21 protein-coding genes are annotated in these 20,367 nt (G+C 71.3%); 13 read left to right on the forward strand and 8 right to left on the reverse strand.

Translation table 11 applies throughout. The annotated features are described in order from the left end of the window. Window positions 1-32: 32 nt before the first annotated feature. The 3 genes from B9Y95_RS06430 to B9Y95_RS06440 all read left to right on the forward strand — a co-directional run bounded on the left by B9Y95_RS06430 (window position 33) and on the right by B9Y95_RS06440 (window position 1,848). Window positions 33-833 (forward strand): MBL fold metallo-hydrolase, encoded by an 801-nt coding sequence (locus B9Y95_RS06430; RefSeq protein WP_085511116.1) that lies wholly within the window; start codon window positions 33-35, stop codon window positions 831-833. A gap of 80 nt (window positions 834-913) precedes the next feature. Next, the gene (locus tag B9Y95_RS06435) at window positions 914-1,435 is read left to right on the forward strand and encodes a hypothetical protein (protein WP_200811363.1); all 522 of its coding nucleotides are present in this window, start codon (window positions 914-916) and stop codon (window positions 1,433-1,435) included. A gap of 23 nt (window positions 1,436-1,458) precedes the next feature. Further along, window positions 1,459-1,848, forward strand: coding sequence for an MmcQ/YjbR family DNA-binding protein (locus tag B9Y95_RS06440; protein ID WP_085511117.1), 390 nt, complete (start codon window positions 1,459-1,461; stop codon window positions 1,846-1,848). 20 nt (window positions 1,849-1,868) lie between these two features. Here the strand turns inward: B9Y95_RS06440 and soxR are convergent, their stop codons facing one another. Then, window positions 1,869-2,312 carry a redox-sensitive transcriptional activator SoxR gene (gene soxR / locus B9Y95_RS06445; RefSeq protein WP_255377972.1) on the reverse strand — a complete coding sequence of 148 codons (444 nt, stop codon included), beginning with the start codon at window positions 2,310-2,312 and terminating at the stop codon, window positions 1,869-1,871. A gap of 198 nt (window positions 2,313-2,510) precedes the next feature. On the opposite strand from soxR, the gene B9Y95_RS06450 reads away from it, so the two are divergent. Genes B9Y95_RS06450 through B9Y95_RS06460 form a run of 3 tightly spaced genes read left to right on the forward strand, consistent with a single transcriptional unit; the run spans window position 2,511 to window position 5,526 of the window. Further along, window positions 2,511-3,698 carry an ATP-binding protein gene (locus tag B9Y95_RS06450; protein ID WP_085511118.1) on the forward strand — a complete coding sequence of 396 codons (1,188 nt, stop codon included), beginning with the start codon at window positions 2,511-2,513 and terminating at the stop codon, window positions 3,696-3,698. Continuing rightward, a complete protein-coding gene (locus B9Y95_RS06455) occupies window positions 3,695-4,993 on the forward strand; it encodes a tetratricopeptide repeat protein (RefSeq protein WP_085511119.1) in 1,299 nt (432 codons plus the stop codon). The genes B9Y95_RS06450 and B9Y95_RS06455 overlap by 4 nt, the downstream gene beginning before the upstream one ends. Beyond that, entirely contained in the window at window positions 4,990-5,526 is a 537-nt protein-coding gene (locus B9Y95_RS06460; protein WP_085511120.1) for a hypothetical protein, read from the forward strand. The genes B9Y95_RS06455 and B9Y95_RS06460 overlap by 4 nt, the downstream gene beginning before the upstream one ends. On the opposite strand, the gene B9Y95_RS06465 is transcribed toward B9Y95_RS06460, so the two are convergent. Next, window positions 5,514-6,113, reverse strand: coding sequence for a hypothetical protein (locus tag B9Y95_RS06465; RefSeq protein ID WP_085511121.1), 600 nt, complete (start codon window positions 6,111-6,113; stop codon window positions 5,514-5,516). The two genes, B9Y95_RS06460 and B9Y95_RS06465, sit on opposite strands and share 13 nt — an antisense overlap. A 224-nt stretch (window positions 6,114-6,337) precedes the next feature. Next, window positions 6,338-7,609: an HNH endonuclease signature motif containing protein gene (locus tag B9Y95_RS06470; RefSeq protein WP_085511122.1), complete on the reverse strand. Its 1,272-nt coding sequence runs from the start codon at window positions 7,607-7,609 to the stop codon at window positions 6,338-6,340. Window positions 7,610-7,930: 321 nt separating this feature from the next. On the opposite strand from B9Y95_RS06470, the gene B9Y95_RS06475 reads away from it, so the two are divergent. Together B9Y95_RS06475 and B9Y95_RS06480 are read left to right on the forward strand one after the other, a co-directional pair. After that, on the forward strand, window positions 7,931-8,227 hold the full coding sequence (locus B9Y95_RS06475; protein ID WP_079704698.1) for a hypothetical protein: 297 nt from the start codon (window positions 7,931-7,933) through the stop codon (window positions 8,225-8,227). 250 nt (window positions 8,228-8,477) lie between these two features. After that, window positions 8,478-8,984 (forward strand): hypothetical protein, encoded by a 507-nt coding sequence (locus B9Y95_RS06480; protein WP_085511123.1) that lies wholly within the window; start codon window positions 8,478-8,480, stop codon window positions 8,982-8,984. A gap of 101 nt (window positions 8,985-9,085) precedes the next feature. Here the strand turns inward: B9Y95_RS06480 and B9Y95_RS20625 are convergent, their stop codons facing one another. Further along, complete coding sequence (locus B9Y95_RS20625; RefSeq protein WP_159453336.1) at window positions 9,086-9,238, reverse strand: hypothetical protein; 153 nt, start codon at window positions 9,236-9,238, stop codon at window positions 9,086-9,088. Window positions 9,239-9,463: 225 nt separating this feature from the next. Between B9Y95_RS20625 and B9Y95_RS06485 the strand changes: the two genes are divergently transcribed. Further along, on the forward strand, window positions 9,464-10,120 hold the full coding sequence (locus tag B9Y95_RS06485; protein WP_085511124.1) for a response regulator: 657 nt from the start codon (window positions 9,464-9,466) through the stop codon (window positions 10,118-10,120). Beyond that, a complete protein-coding gene (locus B9Y95_RS06490) occupies window positions 10,117-11,199 on the forward strand; it encodes a sensor histidine kinase (RefSeq protein WP_085511125.1) in 1,083 nt (360 codons plus the stop codon). Before B9Y95_RS06485 ends, B9Y95_RS06490 begins: the two co-directional genes overlap by 4 nt. A gap of 35 nt (window positions 11,200-11,234) precedes the next feature. Here the strand turns inward: B9Y95_RS06490 and B9Y95_RS06495 are convergent, their stop codons facing one another. Then, complete coding sequence (locus B9Y95_RS06495; protein ID WP_085511126.1) at window positions 11,235-11,561, reverse strand: NIPSNAP family protein; 327 nt, start codon at window positions 11,559-11,561, stop codon at window positions 11,235-11,237. Window positions 11,562-11,667: 106 nt separating this feature from the next. On the opposite strand from B9Y95_RS06495, the gene B9Y95_RS06500 reads away from it, so the two are divergent. Then, window positions 11,668-12,327: a HEAT repeat domain-containing protein gene (locus tag B9Y95_RS06500; protein ID WP_085511695.1), complete on the forward strand. Its 660-nt coding sequence runs from the start codon at window positions 11,668-11,670 to the stop codon at window positions 12,325-12,327. Window positions 12,328-12,366: 39 nt separating this feature from the next. Here B9Y95_RS06500 and hisD read toward each other — a convergent pair whose 3' ends face one another. The 3 genes from hisD to B9Y95_RS06515 form a co-directional block, all read right to left on the reverse strand. Beyond that, window positions 12,367-13,683: a histidinol dehydrogenase gene (hisD, locus tag B9Y95_RS06505; protein ID WP_085511127.1), complete on the reverse strand. Its 1,317-nt coding sequence runs from the start codon at window positions 13,681-13,683 to the stop codon at window positions 12,367-12,369. A gap of 94 nt (window positions 13,684-13,777) precedes the next feature. Then, window positions 13,778-14,710, reverse strand: a complete 933-nt coding sequence (locus tag B9Y95_RS06510; protein ID WP_085511128.1) for a LysR family transcriptional regulator — start codon at window positions 14,708-14,710, stop codon at window positions 13,778-13,780. 4 nt (window positions 14,711-14,714) lie between these two features. Continuing rightward, window positions 14,715-15,593 carry a nitrilase-related carbon-nitrogen hydrolase gene (locus tag B9Y95_RS06515; RefSeq protein WP_085511129.1) on the reverse strand — a complete coding sequence of 293 codons (879 nt, stop codon included), beginning with the start codon at window positions 15,591-15,593 and terminating at the stop codon, window positions 14,715-14,717. Window positions 15,594-15,779: 186 nt separating this feature from the next. Here B9Y95_RS06515 and B9Y95_RS06520 point away from each other — a divergent pair, with 186 nt between their 5' ends. Both B9Y95_RS06520 and B9Y95_RS06525 read left to right on the forward strand, forming a co-directional pair. Then, window positions 15,780-17,273, forward strand: coding sequence for a purine-cytosine permease family protein (locus B9Y95_RS06520; protein WP_085511130.1), 1,494 nt, complete (start codon window positions 15,780-15,782; stop codon window positions 17,271-17,273). A 169-nt stretch (window positions 17,274-17,442) separates the two neighbouring features. Next, the gene (locus B9Y95_RS06525; RefSeq protein ID WP_085511131.1) at window positions 17,443-20,310 is read left to right on the forward strand and encodes a hypothetical protein; all 2,868 of its coding nucleotides are present in this window, start codon (window positions 17,443-17,445) and stop codon (window positions 20,308-20,310) included. The last annotated feature ends 57 nt before the right edge of the window (window positions 20,311-20,367 follow it).

A 20,367-nucleotide genomic window follows, 5' to 3' on the forward strand; every position in this document is an offset into this window, starting at 1 on the left:
CGAACCCCGTCTCCGCAATCGGAAGGACGCCCATGTCCCAGAGCGACCCCGCGCACCTCGACGCCGTGCCGAACGGCACCACCCGCAGCACCACGGTCGCGGATCGGGTACACCTCGTGCAGGGCCCGTCCGTCAACTGGATCATCGTCGAGGGTGACCTCGGGCCGGTCCTCATCGACACCGGCTACCCCGGCGATGGCGCGGCCGTCACCGCGACCCTCGGCGCGCTCGGCTACGCGGTCGAGGACGTGCAGGCGATCCTCCTCACCCACGGACACAGCGACCACATCGGGAACGCGACCTTCATCGCCGGGTTGGCGGAGTGTGACATCCTCGCGTCCCGCGACGAGATCCCCAACGTCCGCCGGGAGGTGCTCGAGCAGGTCGGGCTCGCCGACGTCCAGCCCCATCTGGAACGTCCCGGGGTCGCCACCTGGGTCAGCCACGCCGTCGAGGCCGGCGGGCTCGAGGTCGTGCCGCCGACGTCGGTCACCGCGATCGAGGACGTGCCCGAGCTCCGGGCGACCCTCGGGGTCGCGGTCCGCCCGCTCCCCCTCCCCGGCCACACGCGCGGGCACCTCGGATTCCTCCTCGTCGAGCACGGTGTCCTCGTCGCGGGCGACGCACTCGTCACCGCCCACCCCACCAGCCCCCACGACGGCCCGCAGTTGCTCCCCGAGATGTTCCACGGCGACCTGCAGCGTGCCCGCCAGTCGTTGACCACGCTGGCCGGGCTCCCGGCCTCCATCGTGCTGCCCGGGCACGGCCCGGCGTTCTTCGGCTCGCCGGCGCAGGCAGCGGCGGAGGCCCTCGCCTTCGGGAGTGCGTTCTGAACCTCCGGCTCCCCGTCGGACCCCTGCGATAGCGTTGGTCACGTCCCCGAACCCGGATCCCGAGCCACGAGGAAGTGACCATGAAGAACCCGTTCCGCCGCGACGGCAGCCCGAACGACGACAGCCCGGTCGATGAGCAGACCGACGCCCCGGAGCAGCCGAACCAGGGCCGCACCCTCGAACCCGCTCCCGAGGTCCTGGCCGAACTCGACGCACTGAACGAGGCCTGCCGGGCGGCGCCGGACGACATCGACGCACAGATCCGACTCTGGCGGGCGGTCGCCGCACTCGACCGGTGGGTCTTCATCAACCGTGGTCCGGAGGACAACCCGCGGCCGTACGCGCTCGCAGCGCAACCGGGGAACCTGGTCGGCATCTACAGCAGCGGGACGCGAGCGCAGGAGGCCGCGTACGCGAACGGCCTGGTTCCGCCGGACGCCACGGTGTCGCTGCTCGCGGTCCCGATGCCTGCGGCGATCGACTGGGTCCGGTCGTTCGGCGAGCACGGGGTCGTCGGCGTGACCATCGACTACCCGCGCCTCGGCGCCTGGTGCCCACTGCAGAACCTGGCGGGGCTCCGGCCCACGAGCGACCAGGGCTGACGCCGACTCCGAGGAGGACCACGATGCACGGCTCGGAGTTGCAGGACCGCGCGGCACGCCGCGCCGACGAACTCCCCGGTGCGGAGCTGACGCATCCGTTCGGCGAGGAGTGGGACGTCTACAAGGTGCGCGGCAAGGTCTTCATGCTGCAGACGGGGGCGACGGGCGAACCCATCGTCACCCTGAAGGCGAGGCCCGAGGACAGCCAGAGCCTGCGCGAGGCCTTCCCCGACATCATCCCCGGCTATCACATGAACAAACGGCACTGGATCTCACTCAAGCCGGACGGCGAGCTCGAACCGGCGTTCGTCGACGACCTCGTCACGGAGTCGTACCTGCTCGTCGTCGAGGGGCTGCCGAAACGGCTGCGCCCGGTCGATCCCGCCGTCTTCGGACAACGCCGCGACGGCTGAACACCGGGCAGGCAGTGCGCTCAGACCGGGATGCGCCTGGCGCCGGTGCCGGTGTCGCCGAGCTCGTCGTCGGGGTTGAGGAGCGTGCACGCCTTCATCGAGAGGCAGCCACAGCCGATGCAGCCGGTGAGCTCGCGTTCGAGTTGCTCGATCCCGCGCCGACGCTGCTCGAGGACCTTCTGCCAGCGGCGGGAGGCACGCTGCCAGTCCTCGTGACTCGGGGTGCTGGAGAGTGGCACGTCGGCGAACGCCTCCGCCACGTCTTCGAGCGGGATGCCGAGGCGCTTCGCGACCGAGATGAGCGCGACGCGGCGCAGCATGTGCCGGGGGTATCGCCGCTGGTTGCCGGCGGTCCGCTCCGACCCGATGAGGCCGAGCCGCTCGTAGTAGTGCAGCGCCGACACCGCGACGCCGGTGCGACGACTCATCTCACCGACACTGAGCAACTCGTCCGGACTGTGCACGCCGCCTCACCTGCCCTTCCGGGATCCGACCTCAAGCGACCTTCAGGTTCAGCCCCGCGTTCGACGCTACACCAGCCGGTCAGGGGGATGGGGAGCACTGCCCATCCCGGCGCGCGACCAATGCTGGCGGACACCTGTCACCCATCGCTCTGGCGCTGGCAGGATGGTCGGAATCGCACATCGACCGGGGGGGACGACATGACGCAGGACGAGGACTTCCTCGAGGTGATCGCGGCGGAGGTCGCGCAGGATCCGCAGAACGCAGCGCTCCGCGAGGACTTCGTCACCCTGCTGCTGCAGCACGACGTCGATCGCGCGGCGCAGGAGGTGACGACCTTCGAGCGACTCGGCGGCGACCCGGCGCGGGTCCGGCTGCTGCGCGCCCGCGTGATGGCGGCGCGACTCCGGGGGCCGGCGGCGGACACCTCGACCGAGCCCGACCGCTCAGCGGTCCCCGCCCCGTCGGTAGCCGAAACCGCCACCATGCCGATCGACCAGCCCAGTCTCTGGGACGCGGAACGACCAGCCGTCACGCTCGCGGACGTGGCGGGACTCGCCGATGTGAAGCAGCACCTCGACTCGACGTTCCTCGCACCACTCCGCAACCCGGAGCTCGCCGCCGCGTTCGGGCAGAAGCCCGGCGGTTCACTGCTCATGTACGGCCCTCCCGGCTGCGGGAAGACGTTCATCGCCAAAGCGATCGCGGGCGACCTCGGGGCGTCCTTCATCCACGTCACCCTCGCCGACCTGCTGAGCAAGTGGCTGGGCGACAGCGAGAAGGCGATCCAGAGCGTCTTCCACGATGCTCGGGCCGCCGCTCCGTGCGTCATCTTCTTCGACGAGTTCGACGCACTCGGTGGCCGCCGCACGTCCGGGGGCGGATCGCAGTCGATGCGCACGATCGTGACGCAGCTCCTCGAGGAGCTCGACGGGGTGGCGGACGAGAACGACGGCGTCTACTTCCTCGCCGCGACCAACCGCCCGTGGGACATCGATCCGGCGTTGCGGCGTCCGGGCCGCATCGACAAGACGGTCCTCGTCCTGCCTCCGGACGCGGTCGCGCGCGCTGCGATCCTGCAGGGTGACCTCGAAGGCAAGCCGGCCGACGGTGTCGACGTCATCGCCGTGGCCGCAGCGACCGAGGGCTTCTCCGGGGCCGACATCGCACAGGTGTCGCGGGTCGCACTGCAGCAGTCGCTCACGGCGTCGATGCAGGCGGGGGCGATCGTGCCGGTCACGACGCAGGCCTTGCTCGATGCCGCCGCCGGGCTCATCCCCTCGACGGCATCATGGTTCGACCAGGTCGCACCGGTGCTCGAATACGGCGTCGACGACGGCACCTTCGCCCAGCTCCGGGCGTACCGCGTGCAGCACGGGCTCCGATGAGCGACCCTGTCGGCGCCGAACGCGAGGCCATCGAACACGACCGCGACCTCGCCTGGGAGCTCTACGACTTCCAGCCCGAACACCCGCGGATCCCCGAGCTGGCGATGAGTGTCCTCGCCCGGGCGCCGCAGTTCACCGGGATGATCATCCTGCTCTCCATGCACCGGCAGGCGTGCGGCGACGTCGATGAGGCCAGACGCCTCCTCCAGGAGTTGCTCGGTCGACGCGACCGACAGTTCCTCGGTGCGCTGCGTCGCCTGCGCGATCTCGAAGGGTCCGAGGGCGACTTCGCGGAGGCGATGCGACTCGGCGAGCTCGTCCTCCGCGAGGACCCGGAGGCGGACTGGTTCGACCACATGGACCACGCGGCCGCCGTCGCGATGGCGGCCGATCCCCAGCGAGGGTGGGCACTCATCGACGACGCGGTCGAGCTGGCTGGCCGGACCGCCCCGGAGGCCCACGCCGGCGCGCTCGGACTCCGAGCCGTGCACTTCCTGTCGACGGGCACCCCACCTGGCCGGTTCCTCGTCGCCGCGCAGCAGGCGATCGAGGCGGATCCGAGCGAGACGACGCTCTCGACGGCACTGGCCTTCGCCTACCTCTACGACTACCGTCCGCAGGAGGCCCTGGAACTCCTGGCCCGGGTCCTGCGTGAGGACCCGACGGACGAGGTCGCCCAGGGCGGGATGATCGTCGCGCGAGCGTTCCTCGATCCCATCGAGCGTGGTGTCGGGACGATGGACGACCTGCGCCGGGCCGGCATGGGCGAGATCGCCTGGCGGATCCTCCGCGACAAGGTGTTCGAAGCCGGGCTCCGTGAGGCGTTGGCCGCTCTGGACCCGCTGCTCCCGGAGGAGCTGGCGGCCTCGCTGCGCCCACCACTCGACCCCGATGCCGCGAGCGCGAGCGGCGGTGACGACAAGGTGCTCGCCTGGCACGACGGGCAGCTCCCCGGCACCGGCGGGCGCTGGGGCGACGGCAGCCCCTTCCGTCTCATGAGCGGCGCCGAGATCGGCGAGATGGACGAGGCGATCGAGCAGGACCCGTCGGCGTGGCCGCAGTGGGATGCCGAGCGCGACTATTACACGCAGCTCTTCACCGACGACGCGGGCGCCTACCTCATCGAGGGTTCCGGTGGACGGCTCGTCCGTCGTGCCGCCGGACGTGACGACGAAGAGGTGGCCGCGAGCCTCACCGACTGGTTGTGGGACCGCGTCGTCGCCTTCGGAGGCGACGACCCGCGCCCGGGTCGATCAGCGGTCGCGACGGACGCGCAGACGGCGGACCAGTCGTGAAGCGGGAGGAGCTGCGGACCCTGGGCGAGAGCTATCGGCGCATCGGCGTCGTCGGCACGGTGACCGGCGTCATGTGGCTCGTGACCGGAGCAGGCTGGCTCTGGATGTCGCCCTTCACCTTCTCGCGTGCGGAGACGCGCGGTACCGGCGACTCGGGTGACCGGGGCGCGTTCATCTTCCCGGCTGAGACGGGGCTCCCCGTCGTGGCGGTCTGCTACAGCCTGGCGTTCCTCAACGTCCTCATGCAGTGGTCGATCGGGCGACGCGACCACGGTGCAGCGCGCACCCGCGCCATGCAGGTCTCGGGCGGGACCGCGTTCTTCGCGACGGTGGCGCTCGTCTGCATGATGATCCGCGCCGGCGAGGTCGAGGACCTGCTGTTCTGGTTCCCACCGATCCTCGCACTGGTGGCCGGTCTCGTCGCGGCACTCGCGCTCTTCGCCGCGCGCACCGCGGACACCGAACGTGCTGCGGCGCTCAACGGGTCGACACCCTCGGACGAATCCGGCGGGCCCTCCGTTCAGCGAACCTGAGCCAGGTCGGCCGCAGGCCAGGACCAGACGACGTCGACGGCCGCCTGTTCCTTCACCGCGGTCCGACGACGGGACGCTTCGCGCTTCGTCGTGGGCGTCGGAGGCCAGTTCCAGATCCAGTCCTTCGGCACCAGGTGGAAGGCCAGCGTCGCCTGCCCGCGCTCCTCGTCGACCGCGAGGACGAGTGCCGCGCCACGATCGCGGACACGCCACACCACCACCCCGCGCGCCGTCGCCGTGTGCGCTCCGACTTCGGCGAGACGCCGCCCGTACGGGTCCTCGTCCGGGTCGAGCACGGTCTCCCGGTGGATGTGGTCTCCGCCGAAGAGGTGGATGCAGTCCTGCTGCAGTGCCGCACGGACTTCGCGGAGCCGCTCGAGCCCTGATCGGTCCGTCGGGCTGCAGGCGGCCACGGCCAGGGGGAAGATCACGAGCGCGCCTCTGTCGATGGCCGGGACGCCGAGCAGCGGCCACAGCGACGGGTGGGTCGCGGCTTCACGGGGCGTGAGGCCGACGATCGCATCGAGGATCCGCAGGCCGTCCGAGATGCGTTCGAACTCCGGGGATGCGTCGGTCGGTCCGGTCATCCGCCCAGGCTACCGAGCAGTCGGCGGTGAGGGGTGGACGCAGGACGGTCCGACCCCGAGCGCACCAGCGGCTCCGCGGGCACACCCTTCCCGATCACTGAGCTCGTCGAAGTGCCCACGAGGACACCGCGCCGTTCCGGGCACACCCCTCCCGGTCACTGAGCTTGTCGAAGTGCCCACGAGGAACCCGCCGACCCTTCGACAGGCTCAGGGACCGGCGAGGGTCAGAACGGCGCAGGGTCCGGTTCAGTCCGATACTGCTTTCCGTCGGGCGTCGTCCACTCGAGCACCCCACCGGGCCCGTGTTCGAGGTTCCATCCAGGGAGGTGCTTCATCCGGTGGTGATGTCGACAGAGACAGGCGAGGTTCCCGACATCTGTCGTCCCGCCGTCCTCCCAGGCGACCGAATGATCGAGATCGCACGCCCGGGCGCGTCTCCCGCAGCCGGGTGCCCGACAGGTGCCGTCCCGCAGCCGCACCGCGCGCTGCAGATCGGCGGGAACGCGGTACTGGCCCCGCCCGACGGAGAGCACCGCACCCGTCTCTGGCTGGACGAGGATCCGGGTGAAGCTGGGGGCGTTCACCGCGATACGCGCGGCGGTCTCCGGGTCGATCGGCCCGTACCCGTCCAGCATGGCCGGAGCGTCGCTCACACCGGCCATGCTCAAAGCAGGGACGGTGATCTGTACCGTGGGCTTGATGTGCTCCTGCACTTCGATCGGGTGCGGAAGCACCGGGCTCGACATGACATCGTCCGGCGTGACTCCAGTGAGTGCGAGCGCTGCGAGGGCGTCCGCCTGCAGCTGAGCGCACGTCCGGGTGTCGCCAGCTGCGCGAGATTCCGAGGCCGCTGCTTCGACGCGCTCGATGATGCCTTGCGCGATCGGCGCTGTGGTGAAGAGGTGCACCCAGGCCATGCCGTCGGCTGCGGGTTCGAACTCGACGCGGCGGTCGGCCTCTGAACGCTTGGCGCGTGCGGTGATCGATTCCGGGTGGAGCCGTTCGCGCAGGACGCGGGCGCGGTGCCGGAGTTCTGCGTCGGTGGTCTGCTCGGCAACCGGGAGCACCTTCGCCAGGAACACCGCGCGACCTTCGGTGGGGACGTCGCGGAGTTGGTCGGTGATCGTCTTCGCATGCCGAGCCGAGATACGACCCGCCTCGAGCGATGCGAGGACGGACGGGGCGTGATTGACGAGCGCCTCGGCGTCGTTCGTCGCGCGCTGAACCGACTGTTCGGTCGTGTGGGTCGCCATCGCGAGGGCCGCGCAGGTGGAGCGGCGAGACAGTGCCCGACGCTCCGCCGGCGGGAAGATCGCTGGGATTGTCGCGTCCGCGAGCGCGTCGGCGTAGGCGGCGGAACGGGCGAGGAGGCGAGCCTCTCGCCCATCGAGCACAGCGCGCAGCCGCTTGATCTCCGCGTACTCGTCCGAGAACGCCGCCAGCTGCGCGGCGTATTCATCGCCTGCGCGGACTGCGGTGAGGGTGGTCTCGGTCATGGAACCAGTCCACCATGGACCACTGACATTCCAGATGCTGAGTCAGCCTGGTTGTGGAAGTTGCTCGTGTGCCCTTCGACAAGCTCAGGGACCGGAGAAGGTTACTCAGGGACCGGAGAAGGTTACTCAGGGACCGGAGAAGGTTACTCAGGGACCGGAGGAGGGTGCTCAGGGACCGGGAGAGGATCACCGGAGCAGGAGGTCTCTCGTGTGCCCTTCGACAAGCTCAAGGACCGGGAGAGGATCACCGGATTCGGGAGGTCTCTCGGCAGGGACCGGAAGGGGTTCGTCCCGGAACCCGACGTTCCGTAGGCTTGAACGGTGAAGCTCATCGCCACCGTCCGCGACCGCGCGACCATCACCACAGAAGCCTCCGCACCCGACGTCGCCGCTCTGCGTGCCGCCGTCCTCGCCTCCACCCCACCCGGGCACGCCCTCGCCGGGCTGCACGGCGGCGGTCGAGTGAACGGCGACCTCGTCGGCACCGCGGTCTTCCGGCCGACGGCCACCCGCACCATCGAGGCCGAGGGGCGCGACTACCCGAGCGCACGCAAAGCCCTCGAGGCGCTCGTGCCGGAAGAGCAGGTCGTGCTCTCCGTCCACGCCGTGGACCAGTAGGACGCGACGGCAGGGCGCCCCCTCGCTGCTCGCCGATCAGATCCCGGTGCGGAGCCGGGCGCGTGTTGCGGTCGCCGCCAGTGTCTCGGCCGGGTTCGCCCTGATCGTCGGGCCGCAGATCGGCGACGCGCATCGGCGCCGTCAACGGCTTGCAGGGTTGGTTCCGGGGTGGTTTCCCGGCGGGATCCATCTCGGACCCAGGACCCGGGGCGACACTGGAGCACACCCGACCCTTGACCACCGGATCCCCATGACCCTGCCCTTCCCGACCTCGCCAGATGACGTGCCGCAGCGGCGACCGCTCCGCGCGGCGCTCGCGGACGCCGTGCTGCAGGACTTCCTCGACGATCTCCCGGTTCCTCTGCGACCGACCGACCTCGCAACCCGGCTCCTCTACCCGCGCTGGCAGGTCTACTCCGACATCCACGAGGGCAGACTCATCGCCGAACGGGTCCGGAACAACAAACGGTTGTTGAAGATCGACGTCGAGCGGAACCGGGCGTGGATCGCTCGCGGGCTCGCCACCCGTCGGGCTCGCGCCGGGTCCACCGTGGGCGCGGCGGGGCCCGAGTCGCCCGTCTCGGTCGTCATCGTCGACCCAGAGGCCCTCGAGCAGCTGAACGCCCTCACGGCGACCGGCTTGAGCGTACGGGAGGCGGTCGAGCTCGCACTCACCGCCCTCGGCTCGCGCGAAGCGGCCACCGCCGCCACCGTGCCCGACATCGACTCGCGTGGCCGACAGGTGCGGGCGGGCTGACCGGTCCTGGCAGGCTGACCCAGCGCAAGCTCGTCAGATCGACGTGCGCATCGCGACTCGAGCCAGTCGACTCCACGTGAGGCGTGGTGATGCGATCGCCGTCAACGGCCGCCGAGCACGAGGACGACGATGAAGCCCACGACGAGGACGACGGCCGCGACGAGGATGACGGTCGCGATGATCCCGATGCCGACCGTGGGGAGCTGGTCGGCGGACGAGCGACGACGCGCACCGCTGTCTCGTCGTGGTCTCACGTGCGGTCCCCCATGCTGATTCCCTTGGCTCTGCGTCGGCATCCTGGACCCCGACGCGCCGGGCAGCGTCAACCGCCCCGGTCGACCCAGTATCGACGGCGCGGCGATCCGTCCACATCCTGCTGCGGGCTGTTCCACCCCCGCCACCTGGCGGGTTCAGTCTCCCGGCCGTCGCCGCCCGGTTCCCGGGACTCGTAGGGTGAGAGGCGAGCTGAGGAGGACACCGTGATCGGAGTGGCCATCGTCGACGACGAGGCGTTGGTACGGTCCGGATTCGAACTCATCCTGGGTGCCGTCGAGGACATCGAGGTCGTCGCCTCGGTCGACGGGATCGACGCCGTGGAGGCGATCCGCGCGAGCCGTCCCGACGTGGTCCTCTTGGACGTCCGCATGCCCGGGCGCAACGGGCTCGACATCCTCGACGAACTGCAGACCTGGGACGACCCGCCCGTCGTCGCGATCCTGACCACCTTCGACTCCGACGACTACATCGCCCGCGCCCTCCGCAGCGGCGCCGCGGGGTTCCTCGTGAAGGACACGGACCCGGAGCAGCTCCCCATGCTGCTCCGGTCCCTCTCCGCAGGCGGCATCGTGCTCTCCCCGCAGGTGTCCCGGACGCTCGTCGGCGGATTCGCCCGCACCGCCGACCGCGAGGCGGCGAAGCGACTGTCCGGGCTGACCGGCCGCGAACAGGACGTGCTCGCGGCGCTCCGGACCGGCGCGTCCAACACCGAGATCGGTGAGACGCTGCACCTCAGTCGCGCGACCGTGAAGGACCACGTGAGTGCGATCCTCGGCAAGCTCGAGGTGACGACCCGACTCGAAGCCGCCATCATCGCCGAGCGTGCCGGGGTCCGTGGCGACGAGGCGGCCCCGCGGTGAAGCCGCGCTCCCGGCTCTGGTCGGTCCTCCTCGAACTCGCCCTCATCGCGGCGGCGGCCGTCGAGAGCCTGACGACGCTCGAGTGGGCGACGCCCTGGGAGTCCGGCCTGGCGATCGCCGCTGCCGTCGGCCTCGTCTTCCGGCGACGCTGGCCGTGGCTGTCGCTCCTCCTCGCCGTGCCGGCCTTCACCCTCAACCTCGCCACCCTGGCCGGGTTGGCGGCATTGTTCTCCGTCGCGGTGCGGGAACGGCGACGGTGGCGGCTCGTCACGACGGGCGCCGTGGTGTTCGTCCTCGCCGCGGTGCCGTGGTGGGGGTGGACGTCGCCCAATTACACGATCCTGTCCATCGTGTACGCCGCGCTCTACGCGGCGGCACCGATCACCTTCGGGCTGCTCGTCCGCACCCGCCGCGAACTGTTCGACCGCGTCCGCGACCTTGAACAGATCCGACGCAGCGAGCGGGCGCGCATCGCCTCCGACGTCCTCGTCGAGGAGCGCACGCGCATCGCCCGGGAGATGCACGACGTCGTCTCCCACCAGGTCAGTCTGATCGCCGTCCAGGCCGGCGCGATCCAGGTGCAGACCGAGGAACCCGGGACGAAGCGGATGGCGGTGACGATCCGGTCGCTCGCGTCGCGCACACTCGACGAGCTGCGGGACATGGTGACGCTGCTGCGCGCGGAGACCGGTCATGCGCCGCTGGCCCCCCAACCGACGGTCGACGACCTCGATCGGTTGATCGCGGACAGCGGCATCGCCGTCACCTCCGCCATCGAGTTGCCGGACGGACTCCCCGCACCCGTGCAGCGTGCGATCTACCGGACGGTGCAGGAGGGGCTGACGAACGCGCGCAAGCATGCGCCGGGGGCCGCGGTCGACGTCCGCGCCGAAGCCTCCGCCGACGAGGTCACCGTGGTCATCCGGAACGCCCGCCCCGCGCGGTCGTCGGACAGCTCGTGGTTGTCCGCGGGCCACGGCCTCGTCGGCTTGAGCGAACGCGCCGAACTCCTGAACGGGTCCCTCCTCACCGAGGACGCGCCGACCCGGTTCACCCTGACGTTCCGCGTGCCCTACTGAGGCTCAGGGTCACTGAGGCTCAGGGTCACTGAGGCTCAGGGTCGCAGTTCCGCCTCGTCTCCGAAGAGCGGTGTCTGGAACCGACGCTCGAAGCGCACGATGCAGCCGGTACCCCGCACGAGCTCGTAGGCCTCGATGCACTCCGGGTCCGTCGCCGCGGCGATGCGGTACTGCTCGTACGCGGCGAGCGACGGGAAGCTGAACAGCGCGAACGCCTCGTCGTTGTCGCCCTCCGCGGGGAGGAAGTAGCCGTGGTGGTCGCCGCCGAGCCGGTTCACGAGGCGGATCCAGCGCCGCCCGTACTCGGTGAAGGTGTCGAGCTGCTCGGGGTCGATCTGGTAGCGGAGGTGGATGGTGATCATGGGTCCAGTCTGGCCGTCCGCACGACGAGCGCCGTCATAGGGGGCCGCGGGCGTCACCGGCCACTTACGCTGGAAACCCGTCCCCACACCCCGGAAGGTGGTCGAGATGTCCTCCGAATACGACGACGCCGCCGCGAACGGGCTCGCCCGCGCCCTCCGCGTGCCGGCCTCTTCAGACCGGCTCCAGGCCGCGCTCGCCGCGGGCACCACCCCGAAGACCGCCTACATCGAGGTCCTCGTCGACCGCTGCACCGTGGAGCCCGACTTCTTCGTGCGCGACATGCTCACCTGGGCACTCGTGCGGCACGACCCCGAAGTGACCGTCCCTCGCCTGATGGAGGAACTCGGGTCGGTCTTCCCGCAGGCACGCAGTCAGGCGCTGCACACCCTCTCGAAGACCGGAGACCCCCGCACCTGGTCGGCCATCACCCTGGCACTGCTGGAGGACGAGGAGGATCAGGTCGCCCGTGCCGCCTGGCGCACCGCCGCAGGGGTCGTCCCGGAGCGGGAGGCGTCGGCGCTCGCCGAGCTGCTCGCGAGGCAGTTCGGCCGCGGCGACCGCGAGGTGCAGCTCAGCCTCACCCGCGCGTTCGCCACGATCGGCGAGCCCTCGATCGAACCCGTCGAAGAAGCGGCCGCATCCGAGGTGTTCGAGCGCGAGGCCCGCGCGCACGCTCGCGCGACCGCCCGGATCCTCCACGACCCCGAACTGGACTTCGACGAGGCGATGCAGGAGGCCCAGCACGCGCTCCGCCAGGGTGACTGACGAAACGGGTGCGCGCCGGACGCCTCCGCGCCGACCGCCTCAGCTGAGCCGGGCCGTGCGGAGCGTCGCCGTCGCGCTGTGCGCCGCCATCCCCTCCGAATCGGAGATGACCTGCACCGCGTCGGCGAGCTCGGGCGTCGCCGCCTCGGCGATCCGCTGGTAGGTGAGCGGCTTCAGGAACCTCGACACCGACAGCCCGGCACTGTGCTTGGCGCCGCCGGCGGTCGGGAGCACGTGGTTCGTGCCGGCCATGCCCTTGTCCGAGTACGCCACGGTGCTCCACGCGCCGAGGAAGATCGACCCGTAGTTGAGCAACCGCTCGTGGTACCAGGCGTCGTCCGCCGTGATGACCTCGAGGTGCTCCGGGGCGAGGTCGTCCATGAGCGCCGCGGCGGTCTCGCGGTCGTCGGCCACGGTGACGGAGCCGTAGTCGCGCCAGGCCGGCCCGCAGATCGACTCGGTCGAGAGCGTCGGGAGCTGGCGTTCGACCTCGGCGATGACCGCGCGGCCGAGCTGCTCCGACGTCGTCACGAGCGCGGCCGGCGAGTTCGGTCCGTGCTCGGCCTGGCCGAGCAGGTCCGCGGCCACCAGGATCGGGTCCGCGGTCTCGTCCGCGAGGACGGCCACCTCGGACGGACCGGCGAGGAGGTCGATCGCGACCGTGCCGAACAGCTGCCGCTTGGCCTCGGCGACGAAGGCGTTGCCCGCACCGACGAGCATGTCGATCGGCAGCTCGCCGAGCAGACCGTAGGCCATGGCGGCGAGCGCCTGGACACCGCCGAGGACGAAGACGCGGTCGACGCCGGATACGTGCGCGGCGTAGACGACGGCGTCGTTGGCGCCGCCGTTCGGCTGCGGCGGGGTGCAGGCGATGACCGTCGGCACACCGGCCTGCTTGGCGACACCGACCGTCATGAATGCGCTCGCGGTGAGCGGGAAGCGACCGGCCGGGAGGTAGGCACCCACGCGGGAGACGGGCACGTACTTCACGCCCGTGACGAGTCCGGGGACGAGCTCGGTCTCGAAGTCCTGCAGGTGGGAGCGCTGTTCCTGGGCGAAGGCCCGGGTGCGCTCGCCGCCGAGGTCGATGGCGGCGCGGAGGTCGGCGGGGAGGCGGTCGCCACTGGTCGCGATCTGCTCGGCGGTCAGTTCGACGTCGCCGCCCTCGTACCGGTCGAGGCGTCGCGCGGCGTCGAGCACGGCGTCCATGCCGCGTCGTTCGATGTCGAGGAGCATCGCGGAGACGGTCTCGATGACGGCCGGGTCGCGCTGCGCCGGAGGGGCGTCGACGAGCGGGGTCTTGAGGTGACGGAAGGAGCCGTCGAGGGACTGGAGCACGGGAGGGCTGAATCGCATGCTGCGAGCGTACGAACGCGGCGCGGGGGCGACAACGGGGGACGTACCTGCGCGAGCCATCGGGTCACCCGATACGCCGGTCCGCGGGCGACGCTCAGCGCCTCGGGGTGGTCGCGATCACCTGGTCGGGTTCGGCCGCGGCGAGCAGGGTGTGCTCGGCGAGCTCGGCGATCCGCGCGGTGGCCGGCGACAGGTAGGCGCCCTCGCGCTGCACGAGCGCGATCGTGTCGTAGAGCGGCTCGGCGAAGGGGGTGAGCGTCAGCTGCTCCGGGAACCCGCCGGTCCGGGCGACCGTGCCGGACACGATGGTGTCCGCGGCCCCGGTCGCCGCGAGGCTCAGGGCGGTCTCCACGTGCTCGACCTCGACGGCCGGTTCGATCGACCGTCCCTGCAGGCGGGCGCGCTCCAGCAGTTGGAGCCGCGTGGGGTCCCGCCACCCGGCGTAGGCGTCGTAGAGCACGAGCTTGGCGTCCGCGAACTCGTCGATCCCGACCGGGCCCGCGGCGGGATCCCTGGTGGTGGAGGCGAAGAAGACCTCGTCGCGGAAGAGGGGCCGGATGGCGAGGCCGGCCACGGGCACCGGGAGGACGACGAGCCCGGCCTCGATCTCGCCGCTCGCCACGGAGTCCGCGACGAGTGCCGAGTTCAGCCCCACGAGTCGTACGCGCACGTTGGGGTAGCGCTGGTGGAAGCGCTGCACGAGGTCGGACAGCTCGTAGTAGGCGGCGTTGCGCAGGACGCCGAAGGTGCACACGCCGCCGTCGAGGGAGGTGATCGCGGACAGCGCGTCGAGTCCGCCGTCGATGGCGGCGACCGCGCGTCTGGCATGCTCGCGCAGCTCCTCGGCGGCCGCCGTCGGGACGAGCCGGCGCGCACCGCGGGCGAACAGCTGCAGGCCGATCTCGCGTTCGAGGCGGCTGACGAGCTCCGACACGGAGGCCTGGCTGCTGTCGAGCTCGGCGGCTGCGGCGGTGAAGGAGCCGCTCTCGTAGGCGGCGAGGAAGGCGCGGAGTTGCGCGAGGGTCATGCGGTCAGCCTAGCGAGGAGCGCTCTCCCGTCACTGCGCCGTACAGCTCGGGCCGCCGGTCGGCGAGCACATCGTTGCGCGGACCGATCCGGGTCGCTCCCCGGTCGATCCGGACGGTCGCGTCCACCCGTCCCCGCGCGTCCTTCCCACCGACGGGCCACCCGTCGGCCGGGATGATCGTGGTGCCCTCGGTCCAGGGGTTGCCGGCCTCGGTGCCGGAGCGGTCGCAGCACACGATCGGGATCGCGGACGCGCGCGCCGCCGCCATCGCCTGGACGACCTCGGGCGCTCGCTCGCCATCGGGCCGCTCGACCAGCGGCCAGTTCGTCGGGACGACGAGGAGGTCCGCGCCCCGGAGCGCCAGCCCCCGCGGCACCTCCGGGAACTCGAGGTCGTAGCAGACGAGGACGCCGAGCCTGCCGAGCGGCGTCTCGACCACCGGCTGCGTCTCGCGACCCGCCACGAAGACGGACTGCTCCTCGTCCCACAGGTGCACCTTCCGGTAGACACCGAGCACACCCGAGGTGCCGAGGACCAGGGCGCTGTTGCGGATCTCATCGCCGTCCAGCTCGCAGAACCCGACGACCACCACGGCGTCCTCGGGGAGCAGCGACGCCCACTCGGTGAACACCGACGCGTCGCTCGGGAGCGCGACGGCGCGAGCCGCCTCAGGGTTACCCAGGTAGTAGCCGCTCGTCGCGAGTTCGGGCAGCACGAGCAGCTGCACCCCGTCGGCTACGGCGTCCCGGATGGCCGCCTCGATCGTGCGCAGGTTGCCGTCGAGGTCGCCCAGGACGGGGGCGAGTTCCTGGGCGCGGACCTGGATGCTGCGCTCGTCGGGGTCGCTGTGGTCGGTGGCCCCCGTGGGGTCGGTGCTGGTCATCCAGCGATCATACGAAGCCCTCGCGGACGGGACCATCGTGTTCCCCGATGGCTGGGATCGGGGCATGGCCGATTGTGCCGGTCCGTGGCCTGCGGATACCGTCGTCGGCACGAGCGAGTCCCCGACCCGAGGCAGACCCCCGCTGCCCGCCGCGCTCCTCGACCGCCCGAGCCCTGGAGGCCAGCCATGGCGACACCCGCCGCCCCCTCGTCCACGCCCGGTTCCGCTCCCGGAGCGGGTGACGCCCAGCCGTCCCTCGTCGAATCCCGCTCCATCGACTGGGTGCCGCTCAATGAGCGTCACGGTCGCCCGCGCTCGCTGTTCTCGCTCTGGTTCATGTCGAACGCGCAGGTCACGACCCTCGCGACCGGCATGCTCGGCGCGGCGCTCGGTGCGAACCTCGCGACGTCCCTCCTCGCGATCGTCCTCGGCGTGGCCGTCGGCACCGTGTTCACTGCCTTCCACTCGGCGCAGGGGCCGCAGCTGGGACTCCCGCAGATGATCCAGTCGCGCGCCCAGTTCGGCTATCGCGGCGTCGTCCTCATCTGCGCGATCGTCGTCTTCAGCCTCGTGGGCTTCAACATGTTCAACCAGATGCTCGGTGCGGACGTCCTCACCATGACGACCGGTGTCGACGCCGGTGCGGGTTGGTACGTGCTCATCAGCGGTGTCGCCGTCCTCCTCGCGATCTTCGGGTACTCCTGGATCCACCGGACGCAGTCCTGGCTCACCGCGCTGTTCCTCATCACCTTCGGGCTGTTCACCGTCGTCGTCCCCTTCGTCGTCCCGCTCCCGGCCGATGCGCTGTCGCTCGCGAACTTCAGCTGGGTGGCGTTCCTGGTGCAGTTCGGTGGCGCCGCGGCCTACGCGCTCGGTTGGGCACCGTACGTCTCCGACTACTCGCGCTACCTCCCGCCGCAGACGAACCCCGGGCGGGCCCTCTTCTACACCTACGGCGGCGTGTTCGTCGGTGCGGTCTGGTTGATGGGGCTCGGCGCGTTCGTCGCCAGTGCGTTCCAGGGCGCCGACCCGCTCGAAGGGGTGCGTGACGCCGCGGACGCCATCCTGCCCGGCTCCGGCACCTGGCTGCTCGTGGCAGCGCTGCCCGGACTCATCAGCGTCATCACGGTCAACATCTACGCGGCGTCGATCGAGACGATCACGATCATCGACTCCATCCGACCGGTCCGGCCGACACGCACGCTGCGGGTCGTCACGTGTCTCGCGATCGCCACGGCCGCCGTCATCGGCTCCTTGCTCAGCACCGGCGAGTTCCTCGCGAACTTCAGCAGCTTCCTCGTCGTCCTCCTCTACGTCCTCGTGCCGTGGACGTCGATCAACCTCGTCGACTACTACCTCGTGCGGAAGGGCCACTACGTGGTCCGCGACATCTTCACCCCGAACGGCGTCTACAGCGCCTGGGGCTGGCGTGGCCTCCTCGCCTACGCGATCGGCATCGTCGCGATGATCCCGTTCGTCGTCACGGTGTGGTTCACCGGCCCGATCGCGCAGGCGCTCGGCGGCGCCGATCTCGCCCTGTTCATCGGTCTCGCCGCGTCCGCGATCGCGTACGTCCTCCTCTCCCGGTCGCTCGACCTGGGTCGGGAGCGGGCCGCGGCCGAACGCGACGTCACCGAGACGGGTCACCAGGCGGTCGCCTTCACGTCCCGGCGTCGCTGACGTCCCGGCGTCGCTGACGTCCCGGCGTCGCTCACGTCCCGGCGTCGCTGACGTCCCGGCGTCGCTCACGTCCCGGCGTCGCTGACGTCCCGGCGTCGCTGACGTCCCGGCGTCGCTGAACGTCGGCCGCCGTCCGGTCGCAGGACGCCACGCGATTACACTCGACGACGTGAGCGGATCGGACGGGGCGAGCGGAACAGCCGCCGTCGACCCCGACGTCCGCATCCCGGATCCCGCGCCCCGGCACACGCCGCTGTGGACCGTCCTCTCCGCCTGGCTCCTGCGTGTCGAGCGATGGTTGCAGTCGCGTGGCGGTCCACGCCTGCGCAGGAACCTGTGGCAGCTCTGGGGGCTCGTCGCCGTCGGCGGGATCCTCCTCCTCGTCGGTCCGGTCATCAACCCGCCACTGACCCTCGACGACCTCACCGACGAGGCATCCGACGTCACCGACACGTGGATCGCCCGCTCCTTCAGCGCCGACTACGGCGTGACCACCGATGAGGACGGCCGACTCGTCACCGACGTCGAGGAGCGCATCGACGCGTTCTTCCCGAAGGACCTCGACGACCGCACGATCGAACGCGTGCTCGCGACCGAGTACCAGGGGCACGCCCTCGACCCGTCGGGGATCACGGTGACGTTGGACGGCGTGAAGCAGGACGTCGACCGGGAGCGCGCGGCGGTCTTCCTCAGGCTCGTCGTCGACCCCGGCGAGCAGCTCACGGGCGACCACGAACTCGTCATCCGGTACCGACTCTCCGATCTCGCCTACGTCGACGCCGACGCGGCGACCGGGCGACCCGTCGACCTCCTCCGCTGGGACGTCTTCGGGCCCGACCTGCAGCAGGCCGTGGCGAAACTCGACGTCCGGGTGACCATCCCACAGGAGCTCGACGACCGTCTCGTCCGGCAACCGCGCGGTTCCCTCGCCTGGACCCTCGTGGGTGCCGGGCAGTGGCTGACCCCGGAGCCGGACGCCCCACCGGGCGAGGTGGCCTACGCGTTCACGAGCGACGATGCGGCCCCACCGCACGCGCAGGCGCGGTTCACCATGCCGTTCGAGGCCGGCTCGATCACGATGCCGCCGCAGTCCTGGATCTTCTGGGTCCAGACCTTCGGACCCGTCCTGCCGATGCTCGTCCTCGCTGCGACGCTCCTGCTGTCGTTCGCGGCCCGTGCGGTCGCGTGGGGTGACGCCCGGGGACGGCCGTGGTACCTCGCCCAGTCGGAACCGCCTGAGGGCGTCACGCCCCGCACCGCGGCGCACCTCCTGCGGTCGCCCGCCACGATGGAGCTCGCCGAACGCCTGAAGGACGCCGCGATCAGCGGCACGAAGCAGCAGGCCAAGCGACAGGCGCGCCTGCTCGCGGCGGCGGGTGCCGCCAAGCGGGCCGGCCGTCTGGGCGACCGACACCGCGCCCTGCGTCGGTACCTGACCGGGCCGGAGCGTGCCGGTCAGGTGCGCGAGGGCCTGCGCCGGGTGCCGAAGGGATTCGTCCGCGACTGGTTCATCGCCGCACCGATCGCGCTGACCATCCTCCAGTGGGGCATCGTCCGGCAGCTCTCCCACCAGGCCGTGCTCGCGGTGGTGTGGTGGCCGCTCGCCTTCGTCGCCCTCTCGACCGTCTTCGCCGCCATCGTGCTCGCGATCGCCCTGACCGCCCGGCCGCTGACCCGCAAGGGTGCGCTCGTGAAGCAGCACCTGCTCGGCATCCGGGTGTTCGCCGAGCGGACGCAGCTGCTTGATCGCGCCACCCTGCGCGACCGCCTCCTGCCCTACGCCGTGCTCGGCGCTCCACCTCGGGCGACCGGCCGGCGGGTGGCGGCCCTGCTCGCGCCGGAGATCACGATGCCGGCGGCCGCGGCCGATCGCGCCTCGCGCGCCGACGGGTCGAGAGCGGGCTTCCTGACCGGACCGCGCATCGCCGTCCGGGTGCTCGCCGTGCTGCTCGTCGTCGGCGCGATCGTCGCCGTGAACGTCCTCCCGGCATCGTCGCTGGAGCCCGAGACACCCCGCTCCTACACGGGCGACATCCCCGGATCGACCCTCGTCACGATCGCTGCAGCCGAGTTCGACGCACAGCTGACCCGGTCCGGCGGCGACGGTGCGCGACTGCGCGTGACCGAACGCCTCGGCGTCGACTTCTCGAATGAGGGGGCGGTGCCCGGTCAGGTGGTCCGCGAGTGGCCCGCCGTCGTCGACGGCCAGGACCTGGGTCTCAGCGTCGACCGCGTGACGGTCGACGGCGAGGACGCGCCCTTCACGACGGAACACGAGGACGGTCGGCTGCTGCTCCGGACGACCTTCGACGACGTGCGGACGGGTCTGCACGACGTCGTGATCCAGACGACCGCCACGAGGCCGGCCGTCGCCACGTCCGTCGGCGGTCGGGACGTCGACCGGGTCAGCTGGGTCGCACTCCTCGACGGCTGGTCGAACAGCGTGCCGTGGGACGACGACTCCCCACCCGAACCGTTCCGGCTCAGCTTCACCGCCGACGACGAGCTCCTCGACGACGCCGTCGACGCCGGGTGGACTCCCGCCGAGGCAGGGGCTTGGCGACCGGCGGCGACCGAAGGTGGTGCCGGTCGCTCGACGGCGACGCTCGACCTCGCGCCGGACGACGACGGCCGGTGGTCACTCGACGTCCGTGGCGACGACCTCGGTGTCGTCCTCGACCTCCCGGCCGGGACGGTCGCCGGGGCCGACGCCGGTGCCGCCAGCTGGGCTCGGACGGCCGCCCTGGCGCCGGGGCTCTTCACGGTGGTCCTCGCCGGCATCGCCGTCCTCGGTTCCGTGATCGGCGCCCTCGGGTCGGCCCGGCGCCGGGCCCCGAAGCCGGGTCTGCTCCGCGATGCGGTGCGCTGGCTGACCCCGTCGGCCCTCGCCGCCGCAGTGATCCTGGGCATCTGGACCCTGAACGGCGTCGCGGGTGACGACCCGTTCGGCGACCTCGTCCTCGGCGGGCTGATCGCCGGCGTCGTGGCGGTCATCGCCTGGTACGGCGTCGTCATGTGGGCCAGGCCGCGCGCCTGACCACCACGACCCGCGCGACACGGCGGATCAGGCCCTGTCGGGTCAGGTAGCGTCGCG

The sequence above is a fragment of the Plantibacter flavus genome (genome assembly GCF_900177615.1).
In the GTDB taxonomy this organism is placed as follows: domain Bacteria; phylum Actinomycetota; class Actinomycetes; order Actinomycetales; family Microbacteriaceae; genus Plantibacter; species Plantibacter flavus.